The 12871-nt window shown below is 68.3% G+C and carries 11 protein-coding genes and 1 pseudogene; 6 read left to right on the top strand and 6 right to left on the bottom strand.

Annotated features, from left to right (window positions below; all coding sequences use genetic code 11):
- The first annotated feature begins 43 nt into the window (after positions 1-43).
- The gene (locus tag AB0H42_RS07235; RefSeq protein ID WP_357051143.1) at positions 44-1831 is read left to right on the top strand and encodes a penicillin-binding transpeptidase domain-containing protein; all 1788 of its coding nucleotides are present in this window, start codon (positions 44-46) and stop codon (positions 1829-1831) included.
- 23 nt (positions 1832-1854) lie between these two features.
- Here AB0H42_RS07235 and AB0H42_RS07230 read toward each other — a convergent pair whose 3' ends face one another.
- The 6 genes and pseudogenes from AB0H42_RS07230 to AB0H42_RS07205 form a co-directional block, all read right to left on the bottom strand.
- Entirely contained in the window at positions 1855-2082 is a 228-nt protein-coding gene (locus AB0H42_RS07230) for a hypothetical protein (RefSeq protein WP_030521757.1), read from the bottom strand.
- Positions 2083-2295: 213 nt separating this feature from the next.
- Positions 2296-2790, bottom strand: a complete 495-nt coding sequence (locus AB0H42_RS07225) for a peroxynitrite isomerase (protein ID WP_357051140.1) — start codon at positions 2788-2790, stop codon at positions 2296-2298.
- Positions 2791-2859: 69 nt separating this feature from the next.
- Complete coding sequence (locus tag AB0H42_RS07220; protein WP_357051137.1) at positions 2860-3387, bottom strand: hypothetical protein; 528 nt, start codon at positions 3385-3387, stop codon at positions 2860-2862.
- A 99-nt stretch (positions 3388-3486) separates the two neighbouring features.
- A pseudogene (locus AB0H42_RS07215) lies at positions 3487-4811 on the bottom strand (APC family permease).
- Positions 4812-4977: 166 nt separating this feature from the next.
- A complete protein-coding gene (locus tag AB0H42_RS07210) occupies positions 4978-5847 on the bottom strand; it encodes a helix-turn-helix transcriptional regulator (protein WP_357051134.1) in 870 nt (289 codons plus the stop codon).
- A 124-nt stretch (positions 5848-5971) separates the two neighbouring features.
- A complete protein-coding gene (locus AB0H42_RS07205) occupies positions 5972-7606 on the bottom strand; it encodes a class I adenylate-forming enzyme family protein (RefSeq protein ID WP_357051132.1) in 1635 nt (544 codons plus the stop codon).
- A 769-nt stretch (positions 7607-8375) separates the two neighbouring features.
- On the opposite strand from AB0H42_RS07205, the gene AB0H42_RS07200 reads away from it, so the two are divergent.
- The 5 genes from AB0H42_RS07200 to AB0H42_RS07180 all read left to right on the top strand — a co-directional run bounded on the left by AB0H42_RS07200 (position 8376) and on the right by AB0H42_RS07180 (position 12871).
- Complete coding sequence (locus tag AB0H42_RS07200; RefSeq protein ID WP_039825863.1) at positions 8376-8735, top strand: DUF4254 domain-containing protein; 360 nt, start codon at positions 8376-8378, stop codon at positions 8733-8735.
- A 290-nt stretch (positions 8736-9025) separates the two neighbouring features.
- Positions 9026-9673 (top strand): GntR family transcriptional regulator, encoded by a 648-nt coding sequence (locus AB0H42_RS07195; protein WP_357051668.1) that lies wholly within the window; start codon positions 9026-9028, stop codon positions 9671-9673.
- A gap of 82 nt (positions 9674-9755) precedes the next feature.
- The gene (map, locus tag AB0H42_RS07190) at positions 9756-10619 is read left to right on the top strand and encodes a type I methionyl aminopeptidase (RefSeq protein ID WP_357051129.1); all 864 of its coding nucleotides are present in this window, start codon (positions 9756-9758) and stop codon (positions 10617-10619) included.
- The gene (locus AB0H42_RS07185) at positions 10616-12220 is read left to right on the top strand and encodes a cobyric acid synthase (RefSeq protein ID WP_357051126.1); all 1605 of its coding nucleotides are present in this window, start codon (positions 10616-10618) and stop codon (positions 12218-12220) included. Before map ends, AB0H42_RS07185 begins: the two co-directional genes overlap by 4 nt.
- An 87-nt stretch (positions 12221-12307) precedes the next feature.
- Positions 12308-12871 carry an alpha/beta hydrolase gene (locus AB0H42_RS07180; RefSeq protein WP_357051123.1) on the top strand — a complete coding sequence of 188 codons (564 nt, stop codon included), beginning with the start codon at positions 12308-12310 and terminating at the stop codon, positions 12869-12871.

Genomic DNA, 12871 nt, shown 5'->3' with positions numbered 1-12871 from the left:
CCGCAGGTGGATCACCGGCTCCGGTCGCCTACCATCGGCTCCGATGACGATCCGATCGGTACTCGTGATCGCGGTCGCGGCGCTCGCATTCGCCGTGACCGGTTGTGCGGCGGGCTCCTCCGGGCCGATCACCGCCGCGGACGGTTTTCTCGGTGCGTTCACCGCGCGTGATATCGAGGCGGCCGCCGATCGGACCACCCGGCCCGAAAAGGCTTTCGCCGCACTGACTTCGGCGTGGGATGAATTGGGCGCCGAAGAGCTGTACGCCGACACCGGCGCCGCCCGCATCACCGGTGACACCGCCACTGTCGACTACACCTACGAATGGCGGCTGCCCGGCGGTCGCATTTGGACCTATTCGGGGCAGTTACCGATGGTGCGCGCCGGCGGTGCCTGGACGGTGCGCTGGAGCGGCGCGGCCGTGCATCCGCGCCTCGGCGATACCCAGACCATGGCGTTGTCGATACAGCCCGCGCCGCGGGCCCGGGTCAACGAACAGTCCGGTAGCGATGTCCTGGTTCCGGGCACCGTCTCGCGGGTGACCTTCGATGCCGCCGACAGCGCCGACCCGCAGCGGGTGGCGACGGCGCTGTCCCGGGCCCTGGCCGAAATCGACGACCGGCTCACCCCGGAGCGGATCCTGGATTCCGCGCGCGCCGCCGACGGCGTGTACACGGTGATCGTGCTCAACGAGGTCGAGTTCGGCCGGGCCGGCCCCCAGCTGATCGGGCTCCCGGGCGTGCGCGTGACCCAGGAGTGGGATATGGCGCCCACCGACCGGAAATTCGCCCCCGATCTGATGACCCAGGTCCGGCAGGCTGTGATCGACGATGTCGACGGCCGGTCGGGTTGGCGGGTGGTGGCCCGCAATGCCGGCGGTGCCGAGACCGGAGTGCTGCACGAGGTGGCGGCGCAACCGGCGCCGTCCTTTGCGCTGAGTGTGGACCGCCGCATCCAGAACGCGGCCCAGCGTGCGGTCGACGGCCGCCGGGAACAGGCCATGATGGTGGTGATCGAGCCCTCGACCGGCGGCATCCTCGCGGTGGCGCAGAACGCGGCCGCCGACCGGGACGGGCCGGTGGCCACCATCGGCCAGTACCCGCCCGGGTCGGTGTTCAAAACGGTGACCGCGGCCGCCGCGATGAGCGAGGGTATCGCGACACCGGATACCGTCGTCTCCTGTCCTAGCGCGGTCACCATCGGCGAGCGGATGATTCCGAACTACAACGGATTCTCCGTCGGCGACGTACCCATGACGACCGCGTACGCGCGGTCGTGCAATACCTCGTTCGCCCGATTGGCCAGTAAATTGCCGGAATCCGCTCTCACCGACAGCGCGGCGTCTTTCGGTATCGGACCGGATTACACGGTGGCGGGCCTGCCGACCTTTTCCGGATCGGTGCCCGCGGCCGACGACCGCACCCAGCGCACCGAGGACGGGATCGGCCAGGGACGGGTGGTGGTGAGTCCTTTCGGCATGGCCCTCCTGGCCGCGGCTGTCGCCTCGGGTTCGGCGCCGACGCCCTACTTGATCGCGGGTCGGGAGACGGTGGTCGACGGTTCGCGTCCGGCCCTCGCACCGGAGGTGGTGCGCGGGTTGCGGGCGATGATGCGGCAGGTGGTCGTCGCGGGCACCGCGGACCGGATCGCCGATCAGGGGGAGGTGTTCGGCAAGACCGGCGAAGCGGAAGTGGAGGGAGGTTCGCATTCCTGGTTCGTCGGGTACCGGGGCGATATCGCCTTTGCGACGCTGCTGGTCAGAGGCGGAAGTTCGGATAACGCGGTGGCGGTGACGCGGGATATGCTGGCGGTGCTGCCCCCGGGGTACTGATACCGGTCGTTACCCGCGGCCCGTTACTGTCCGGCGGACCCGGTTTCCGACGCGGTCGCGTAACGGTGACCGATATCGGTGATGCGAGTATCGGTGGTCACCGAATCGCTGACCCGGGCGGGCGCGACAACCGATACGGTCCGGTCGGCGACCGGTGCGGACGAAGCGGTATCGGTTCCCAGGATCTCGACGACCCCGGCACCCCCCAGGATCAATCCGGCAGTGATGAAAGCAACGGCGGAACGCTTCATTTCCGGCTCCCTCCGATTCAGAGGTTCGACAGACAGCGAGCTCGGAGTGCTGCTGGCGACCGGGCTCTGCGGAAGAGTTTTCTGATGATTTGCTGCTCCAGCCAACCTAAGCGGGGGATACCCACCGAGACAAGACGGGAAGGTGGATTGAATCGATGACGAGCAAATCGTGACCCGGGCCACATTATCCGTGATCCACTCGTTACGTTCCATTCAGATTTTGCGCAGACTTGCCGCGAGGTGATCCTGTAACGGCAGTCCGACCGCACCCATCTGCAGGGTGTAGTCGATGACGCCGCCGTGCATGTGAACGGTCCGGCTGAGGGCGGTCACCGATTTGGCCGTGCTACTCAGACCGATCGCGGTCGACTCCAGCTCCAGGCGCAGTTCGTCGTCGCCGAGCGTGAGTTTTCCCTCGCAGATCTCGGTGATCCCGGTGGGATGGGAGAGGATGAGTTCCACCCGGTCGGGGCCGGGGCAGCGCAGATATCCGGCCTCCACATGGAGTGGACGGTTGTCGTCGGCGTGCCGGGTGCGCTGCCGGTAGGTCAGGAACGGCCGACCCAGATGCCCGAAGGTGATCTCCTCCAGATAACCGAAGGGTTCGATCGTCGGGTAGTCGCCCTGGCCGCGACCGCGCCAGGTGCCGAGCAAACCGGCCAGCGGGGCGATAGCGGGATGCGGGGCAGGTGTCTGCGGTTCGGCCACGGCCCACAAGCGTAGACCCTCGGCCGGCCCCCGCCGCACTCGTGCCCGATCCGCGCGCCGGATCTGTCGCTACTTGTTGCGGCGGCGGCCGAACGGCCAGAAGGAGCGGGTGCGGCGCCGGGGCAGCGCCGCGTAAACCATGGTCATTTCGGCGTAGACCCCGGCCTCGCGTTCCCGGTCGGGGCCGAAATCGTCGCGGCCCAGAATCTGCGTGATCGACCCGGGGGCGATCGTGGCGAGAGCGTCGAGCAGTGAGGCGTTCAGCGCACCCAGCGAGATACGGGTGGTATCGGGGTCCTCGGCACCCGGGCCGCCGTGCCCCAGCAGCATATGGCCGACCGCGTGCAGCACGATGTGGTCGGCGTTGCGGCCGGAGGCCGACGCATCGTAGACGATGATGTCGTCGTTCTTACGGGCGATCCAGAGGCCGTTGCCGTTGCAGCCCAGATCGGCCAGCGCCGACCGGTGGGCCGGCTGCAATGAGATCGGCCGCTTCCGGTGCGCGGCCACCTCGGCGAGGTAGGCGTTGAGGTCCCACGGGCTGGGCAGGGGCACCGACCCAGCCGCATCGCCGAACCTGGCGTCCATGCTTGTCATCGGCGAATACGTTACCGATCGCGCGTCGACTCGTCACTTCCGCGAATTCGCGCGCATCGCTGGGAAACCGGCGACCTGGGCGGAAGACGCGGCAGGTGGTCAGATATCGACCCCCGGGCCCACCGGCCGGACATTGTGCTGTGTGTTCCACAGCGCGGTGAACGCCCAGAGCACGACGCCGACGACCAGCAGGACCCCGGCGATGGCGTACTGCTGGGGATTGCGGTCGGTGAAGGGTGTGGCCAGATACGCACAGCACACCGCGCCGAGTACGGGCAGCGGTGTCGGGGTGCGGAAGTGCTCGTGCGCCACCCGGTCGCGCCGGAGCACGAGAACCGCGATGTTGACGATGGTGAACACCACGAGCAGCAGCAGTGCGGTGGTGCCACCGAGCTCGGGCACCTGGTCGACGAAGGTGAGCAGGCCGAAGGCCAGCAGGGTGGTGAACAGGATCGCGATATAGGGGGTACGCCGGCGCCGGTCCACCCGGCCCAGCACCCGGGGGACCACTTTGTGCTTGGCCATGCCGTACAGCAGCCGGCTGGCCATCAGCATATTGATGAGGGCCGAATTGGCCACCGCGAACATCGTGATGAAGGCGAAGAGCTGGGTGGGGAACCCGGGTGCCCCGATCTTCACCACCTGCAGCAGCGGGGTATCGCCCTCGGCGAGTTCGTCCGGTGGAACCAGCGCCACCGCGGTGATCGAGACCAGCACATAGATCACCCCGGTGATGAGCAGCCCGGTGAGCAGGATCCTGGGGAAGATCCTGTTGGGCTCTTTGGTCTCCTCGGCCATGTTCACCGAGTCCTCGAAGCCGACCATGGCGTAGAAGGCCAGTGTGGTCGCCGCGATGACGCCGCCGAACGCGGTGCGGTCGCCGGTGTCGAATTCGATGACCCGGCCGAAGTCGCCGTTGCCGAATCCCAGCGCCCAGAGGCCGATGCACACCACGATCAGCAGACCGGACAGTTCCACACAGGTGAGCAGGACATTGGCTTTGACGCTCTCCCCACGCCGCGCAGGTTGATCGCGGCGGCCGCCGCCATGAAGGCCAGCGCGATCACGGTGAGCAGTGGCCCCTCCCCGTCGAATTCGAAGGCTTCGGCGAAATTCGCCGCGAAGGCCTTGGCCGCGGTCGCGGCGGAGGTGATACCGGAACTCATCACCGCGAACGTCACCATGAAGGTGACGAAATGGATCCCGAACGCCTTATGGGTGTAGAGGGCGGCGCCGGCGGCCTGCGGATATTTGGTGACCAGTTCCAGATAGCTGAGCCCGGTGACCATCGCGACCGCGAAGGCGACCAGGAACGGGATCCACACCGCCCCGCCGACCTCCCCGGCCACCCGGCCGGTGAGTGCGTAGATGCCGGTACCGAGAATATCGCCGACGATGAACAGCAACAGCAGCCACGGGCCCATGACCCGTTTCAACTCCGGTTGCGGTGCCGGATCGGTCCGGTCGGTGATGTCTGCCAAGAGAACCCCTCAGCTCCGCAGTGGCTGTGCGAGCCCTGAATCGGACAGTTCCGATCTGGGTACCCACTCGGTGTGGCCCGGACTCCTCGTTCACGGGCTGTTCACAAGGTCAGGCCAGAGCTTCGGCTGCCGCGGCCGATTCCGCGATCACGACCGCGGAATCGCGGGGACTCAGGGCCATCGCCCGCAATTGGTCGAACATGACACCGAATCGCCGGATCTCGGTATGTCCTTCGACGAGGGCGTCTCCGGAGATGCCCTCGACATAGACCAGCTCGGGATCGGTCGGATCGGGGAAGTCGAGAATTGTGAAGGACCCGGCCATGCCCGGGTGCGCCCCCGCGTCGAAGGGCAGGATCTGCAGGATCACATTCTTGCGTTTCGTCGCCTCACCCAGCCGGCGCAGCTGACCGCTCATGACCTCCGGGCCCCCGACCATCCGGCGGATCGCGGCCTCGTCGAGTACCACCCACAGTTCCAGCGGCTCGTCCTTGGCCAGTACCGCCGCCCGGTCCATCCGGGCGCGGGCGCGCCGCTCCAGATCCGACGCCTCCAATTTCGGCATGCACGTATCGATCACAGCCATGGCGTACTGCTCGGTCTGCAACAGGCCGGGGATGAAGGAGGTCTGATAGTGCCGGGCGGACAACGCCACCGATTCGAAATTGATGTACGCGGCGTACACCTCCGACAGACTGGCCTCGTAAGGCCGCGACATCCCGGGTTTCTGCGCGTCCGACAGCAGCTCCAGCGCCTCCTGACGCCGTGCCTCCTCGACGTCGTAGAGGTCCAGCATGGTCATCAGGGTGCGGCGCTGAGGCCGGGCCTGAGCGGTCTCGATGCGGTACAACGTGGTCACATTGATGCCGGTGCGCGCGCTGACGTCCTCCTTGCTCAGCTTCGCGTCGTCGCGCATCTCCAACAGCAGCACCGAGAGCCGGCGCAGGCCCGCCGTGAGGACGGTGCGTTTGCCTGCCATGTCATCCCTTTCCCTCGCGCCCGGCGCGGCCCGCCGACCACGATCCTCGCCCGCCGCGCCCTCTGTCGAGCAACAATAACGAGGAAAGACCGAAAGTGGGGCGAGGAGCGGCCGGAACCGGTGCTCATGGCGTGATTTCGCGGCGCAACACCTTTCCGGTTGCGTTGCGCGGCAGTGGTGTCGCGGTGAGCGTCCAGCGTTCGGGGACCTTGAAGTACGCCAGCCGTTCGGCGACGAACGCGCGCAGTTCGCCGGCGTCGAGGGTGTCCGCATCATCGGTCACCACCACCGCCGCGACCCGCTGTCCCAGATCGTCGTCGGGCACACCGACGACCGCCGATTCCCGGACTGCGGGATGTTCGTCGAGGACGTTCTCGATCTCGGTGGGGTACACGTTCTCTCCGCCACGCAGGATCAGATCGGTACGGCGCCCGGCCATTCGGAGCCGGCCGTCGGCCAGAGTCCCGAAATCACCCGTTCGTAACCAGCGTTCGCCGTCGATCGCCGCGGCGGTGGCCGCCTCGTCCCGCCAGTAGCCGAGCATGACGTACGGGCTGCGCACCCAGATCTCGCCTTCGGTGCCCTGCGCCACCGGAGTTCCGGCGGGATCGCGGATCTCCACGGAGACACCGAGAATCGGGCGCCCGACGGTCTCCGGGTCGGCGGCGAGTTCGGCGGGTGTCGCGACGGTGGCGGCGGTGCCGCTCTCGGTGAGGCCGTAACTGGTGGTGAGGGCGATTCCGGTGCCGGGCAGCCGGGCGCGCAGTCGCTGCTGGAAGGCCGGTGAGGAAGGGGCGGCGTTGAGGGACAGCGCGGTGAGTGCCGACAGGTCGTAACCGGCCGGATCGTGTTCCAGCAGCCGGGCGGCCAGGGTCGGCACGGCGCCCCAGTTGGTCACGCGCTCCCGCGCCATCAGCGACAGCACCTGGTCGGCCGCGAAAGCGCCGGTGTGCACGATCACCGCCGCACCTGTCGCGAGCCGGGGGACGACCAGATTGTGCAGGCTGGCGATATGGAACAGGGGAGAGGTGAGCAGGAAGCGCTTATCGCTCGGCTCGCGGTGCGCGCGGCCGGCCAGTGCCGCGCCGAGCGCGTCGGTGTAGCGGTGGTAGTCGGCGATCGCGATGAGGTTGCGGTGGGTGTGTACCACTCCTTTGGGGCGGCCGGTGGTTCCGCTGGTGTAGAGGACGACGGCCGGATCGTCCTCATCGACCGGTATCACCGGGGCCGGGCCCCGATGGTCGGCGATCAGCCGGGGCAGGTCCGCGGTGGTGAGCACGGGCACTCCGTGGCCCGCGGCGAGGGCGGCACGGGGGTCGTCGGCGACGACGACCCCCGGTTCGGTGTGCCGGATACCGAATTCGACCTCCGGTGCGGCCCACCACGCGTTGTACGCGACCGCGACCGCGCCCAGGCATTGCGCCGCCCAGAAGGCGATCACCCATTCGGGGCCGTTGGCGGCCAGGATGCCGATCCGGTCGCCGCGGCCGATGCCGTACCTGCCGTCCAGCGCGCGGGCCAGCGCCTGGGCGTCGGCGGCATGCTCGGTGAACGAGATACGCCGGTCGGCGGTGACCAGGTAATCGCGTTCACCCCAGGACTGTGAGTGGTCGAGCAGTTCGCGCAGTGAGCGGTGCCGCTGGCGCCGGACGGCGAGCGGGGCGCCGAGCACCGTCTCGGTGGACAGCTCGAACGGTCCACCGGGGCCGGTGAGCTCGGCGGCCACCTGCGCGGCTCGTGGGTCGGGGGCACTGCTCATGGGTCCACATCCTTGTCGGCGACTGTCCGCAGAATCCATACCGCACAGCGCGGGCGCGACGGTGACCGGCCGTCGTGGCCGGGTGTCCGCGGTTCTCCTCGCCTCGGCGAATGGTCCACGAGCCAGGGCATCCGGACGAGATGGCAAACAGTTGGCAAACGGTGCCGAGCGTTTGATCGTGCTTCCCGGGTGCAAGGCCGGATGGCCGCCGTGGGTTTCGGACCGGCCGGGAGCCGGCGCCGCGAAGAAGGCCCCGTGACGGCGGGTGGTGTGGCCGGGGGTCGTTGTGTCACAGGACCATAGGGGTCGGTATGGTTGCCGGTGCGTGCCGCGCCCAGATCTCGGCACGGTTGCGATGTGGTCGCATAACGAGGTGTCGTGCCTGGTCCGGGGTGTGTGCCGGGTATGGTTCGCGGCGGCGGGGATTCGGACCGCCGACGGGAAGGATCTTGGCGGATACGCATTTTCGGTGGGACCGCTTCCAGGTTCCGCGGAAGGGATCGTTAGGCTCGCGCACGACGCTGTTCGCAACATTGCGTACCGAAGTCTTGTGTTCTTGCATATGTAAGAGCATGATCCAGCTAGCCTTGTTGTGAACAACGATCCGATGTCCGGGATTACCGAATCGAGAGCCGATCATGTTGGTACAGAGTGTGATGGTGCCGGGTGAGTTCGAGGGGTGCGGATGAGCGCACTCACTCTGGGAACCCTGCCGACTGCGCCACAACTGCTGTGCGCCTTTCAAGGGCGGCGGATCCAGGAGCGTGTGCTGTTGCGCTTCGCGCACGCACTGGTCGAACTGCACAAGCGTCGCGCGCAGGTTAGAGATATGGCGCAGATAGCGGAAATCGACTGTCGTAGAACAGAACTCGTGGACGACATCAACGACTGGATCACCCGTAGGATGCCGCAGCACCGCAACGGCGCCTCGCTGCACACCGAAAGCCTCGGCGCGGTGATCGACCGGATGGCGTTCAGTTGGGTGGCCGCGAATCAGGCGATCGAGGCCGACGGGGTGCGGAGCGACCGGACGCACCGGCACTGGTACCACCTGGCCGAACTGGTCGACGGTTACACGGATTTGATCGCCGAGGTAGCGGGTGGGCGCCGGCGGCTGCCGGTGCAGTAAGGGTTCGTCGGATCACCGCCACGTTCAGTTCGCTGGACGTCGTCGAACCTCTGAGTTGGGCACGCGAAAGACCGCAGATTGTCGAATGGCCTAGACCTGAGGGAACCGTAGGGCGAATGCCCGGTTACCGCATCGGTACAGGCCAATTGGAGGTAGTTTCTGCCATGAGGCAGACCGAAGGGGTCGTAGACGCCGTCACGGCGCGCGAAGACCTCGACACAGAGGCAGCCGCGGTGCCGGGAATCGCCGCTCTGTCGAAGGTATACCGGGTCCGGGCCGAACTGGACACGATGCTCGGCGAGCTACGTCCCGGCGACCGGGTGCCCGCCGAGCGGGAACTGGCCGGACGTTTCGGAGTCGCCCGGGAAACCGTTCGGCACGCCCTGCGGGATCTCGCGGTGGAGGGCCGCATCCGCAGACAGGGCCGCGGGACCGTGCTCGCCCGCCCGAAGGTGGTGCGGCCGCTGGCGCCCGAACCCACCGTCGAGGACGGATCCGGGGTGGTGCGCAGCCTGCTCTCCTGGGAGGATACCGAGGCCGACGCCGAGATCGCCCGGGACCTGGAACTTCCGCTGCACACCCCGATCATGACGCTGGAACGGTTGCTGCACGCCGACGGCGAACCGATCGCGCTGGAACGTATCGATCTCTCGCTGGACCGTTTCGGCTGGCTGCGCGCGGGTTTCGATCCGCTCGCCTCGCTGTCGGCGACGATCGGCAGTTCCGGTGTCGAATACGGCGGCGCCACCGAACGTATCGAGACCGTGCTCGCCGCGCCCCGGGAAGCCGGTCTGCTCGGCTGCCGGCCCGCGGTCCCGCTGATCCGGGTGGTGCGCCGCGGGATGGACACCCAGGGCCGTCCGATCGAACGGGTCGCCGCCCTCTATCGGGGTGACCGGGTCGCGTTCGAGGTCCGTACGGGCGGCCGCATCCGCTGAGGCGGAGCCGGCGCGGGTCGGGCGGCACCGTCCGGGACCGTTCCCGGCGACCGCCCGGCCTGCGCCGACTACTCTGGAACGCATGTCCGTGCGTACTCGCCAGCCGCTGCTTCCCGGAACCCCCACTCCGATCCGTGAGGTCCCGCGTGGGATCGAACGGCCGGAGTACGTCTGGAAGAAAACGGCCGAGGAGGGTTCCGAACCCTGGGTACAGACCCCCGAGACCATCGAGAAGATGCGGATCGCCGGGCAGATCGCCGCCCGGGCGCTGGCCGAGGCGGGTAAGGCGGTCGCCCCGGGTGTCACCACCGACGAACTCGACCGAATCGCCCATGAGTACATGTGCGATCACGGGGCCTACCCCTCGACGCTCGGGTACAAGGGCTTTCCGAAATCGTGCTGCACCTCGCTCAACGAGGTGATCTGCCACGGTATCCCCGACAGCACCGTGGTCCGCGACGGTGACATCGTGAATATCGATGTCACCGCCTATATCCACGGTGTGCACGGCGACACCAACGCCACCTTTCTCGCCGGTGAGGTCGAGGAAGAGGTGAAACTGCTGGTCGAGCGCACCGAAGAAGCGACCGCGCGGGCCATCAAGGCGGTGCGTCCCGGGCGGGCGCTGAACGTGATCGGCCGGGTGATCGAGTCCTACGCGAACCGTTTCGGCTACGGCGTCGTCCGGGATTTCACCGGGCACGGGGTCGGGCCGACCTTCCACAGTGGCCTGGTGATCCTGCACTACGACCAGCCCGCGGTCGAATCGGTGATCGAACCGGGAATGACGTTCACCATCGAACCCATGATCAACCTGGGCGGTATCGACTACGAGATCTGGGACGACGGCTGGACCGTGGTCACCAAGGACCGCAAGTGGACGGCCCAGTTCGAGCACACCCTGGTGGTCACCGAGACCGGCGCCGAAATCCTTACTCTGCCGTGAGCCGGCCCGGTGGGGCGCTGCTGATCGCGGGGACGACCTCCGACGCGGGCAAGAGCGTGGTGGTCGCCGGTATCTGCCGGATGCTGCGGCGGCGTGGTGTACGGGTGGCGCCGTTCAAGGCGCAGAACATGTCGAACAACTCCGTGGTCACCCTGGACGGTGGGGAGATCGGCCGGGCCCAGGCACTGCAGGCCCGGGCGTGCGGGCTGGAACCGAGCGTGCGGTTCAATCCGATCCTGCTGAAACCCGGCAGCGACCGGCGTTCCCAGCTGGTGGTGCGCGGCCGGGTGGTGGACACGGTAGGGGCCGCGGACTATTTCACCCATCGCACCCGGTTACGCGAGGTGGTGGCCGCCGAACTCGCCGCGCTGCGCGCGGAGTTCGATGTGGTGATCTGTGAGGGGGCGGGCTCGCCCGCCGAGATCAACCTGCGCGCCACCGATCTGGCGAATATGGGTCTGGCCCGGGCCGCGGAGCTCCCGGTGCTCGTGGTCGGCGATATCGACCGGGGTGGGGTGCTGGCGCATCTCTTCGGCACGCTCGCGGTACTGGAACCCGAGGATCAACGGCTGATCGCCGGATTCGTGATCAACAAGTTCCGCGGCGATGTGGAACTGCTGCGGCCGGGCCTGGACCAGCTGACCGCGCGCACCGGACGCCCGACGCTAGGCGTGCTGCCGTACTGCGACGAGCTGTGGATCGACGCCGAGGATTCGCTGGGGACCGTCGCCGGTGCCGCGGTGGGCCGCCCCATCGCCCCGATCGGCAGCGAATGGCTCACCGTCGCCGCCGTGCGCTTGCCGCGGATATCGAATTCGACCGATGTGGAGGCGCTGGCCTGCGAGCCCGGCGTCACGGTGCGCTGGGTGAGTGACCCGTCGGCGCTGGTGGACGCGGACCTGGTCGTCCTGCCCGGGAGCAAGGCCACGGTGGACGATCTGGCCTGGCTGCGGCGCACCGGTATCGCCGAGGCGCTGACCCGCCGGGCCGCGGCGGGCGGGCCGATCCTCGGCATCTGCGGGGGTTACCAGATGCTGGGCCGCCGGATCGTGGACACCGTGGAATCGGGCACGGGGGAGGTGGCCGGGCTGGGACTGCTCGATATGGATATCGAATTCGGCAGGCAGAAGGTGCTGCGCCGGACGACCGCGGCCGGTGCGCGGGGTGCGGCAGGGGATACGACCGCGGCCGGATACGAGATCCATCACGGCCGGGTCCGGCGTACCGCCGAGCAGCCGTGGCTGTACGTCACCGGCTGGGCGGAGGCGGCGGATGGCGCCGGCCCGGTGATCGGGGAGCGCGTCCCGGAGGGCGGGGCACGGGGCGCGGTCTGGGGCACCCATCTGCACGGGCTCCTGGAATCCGACGAATTCCGGCGGGGCTGGCTCACCGAGGTCGCCCGGTGTGCCGGCCGCGCCGGGTTCACGGTGGCTCCCGGGACCCGGGTGGCGGCGGTGCGAGCCGCGCAACTGGACCTGCTCGCCGATCTGGTGTCCGCGCATCTCGACGTCGCCGGGCTGGATCGGCTCCTCGCCGAGGGCGTCCCCGCCGGGCTGCCGAGTGTCGGGTCGACGCTGGAAGCGCTGTCGGGCGCGGGCTGATCGCGGCGGCGGATCCGGCGTCACGATCTCGGCGCGGTCGACCCGGTCGACCCCACGGTGGGGGTGGGCGGTGTAGCGTCAACCGGCATGGAATCTCGGCGCATCGCGGTCGGTGACCGGGACTGGACGGTGCGGGTGGACGGGCCGGTGACCCAGCACAGCGTGCTGCTGCTCCCCGATTCCGGTGATCCCCCGGACGTCTACGACCGGGTGTGCGCACGGCTGCACAGTTCCGATCTGCGGACCATCGTGTTCGAAACGGCCGCGGGACTCGACACCGCCGGGGTGTACGCGGCCCTCGACGAGATCGGCGTGCCCTGGGCCAATGTGGCCGGCCGGGGCACCGGCGCCAGCGTGGCCTGGGAAGTCTGCGCGAAGGGTTTCGGCCGCTTCGTGAGCCTGGTGGTCGCCGATCGCGGGCATCCGGCCGTACCCGACGAGGACGGGGCGGTGCTCGACGCCCGCTGTCCGGCGGTAGAACTGCCCACCACCGTGCTGGTGACCAAACGGCTGCCGCGTCCGGTGGCCGATAGCTCCGGCCGCCACGTGTACGGCGAGTTCCGGGTGGTGGGCGTCGACGTCGACAATGTCGCCACCGAAGCCGATCAGCAGTTCGCGACCGAGATCGTGCTGCGGACCAGTATGTGGTGA

The organism is Nocardia sp. NPDC050799 (assembly GCF_040654015.1).
Taxonomy (GTDB): domain Bacteria; phylum Actinomycetota; class Actinomycetes; order Mycobacteriales; family Mycobacteriaceae; genus Nocardia.
The sequence above is the reverse complement of the archived record's forward strand: the minus strand, read 5'-3'. Positions and strand labels throughout refer to the sequence as shown.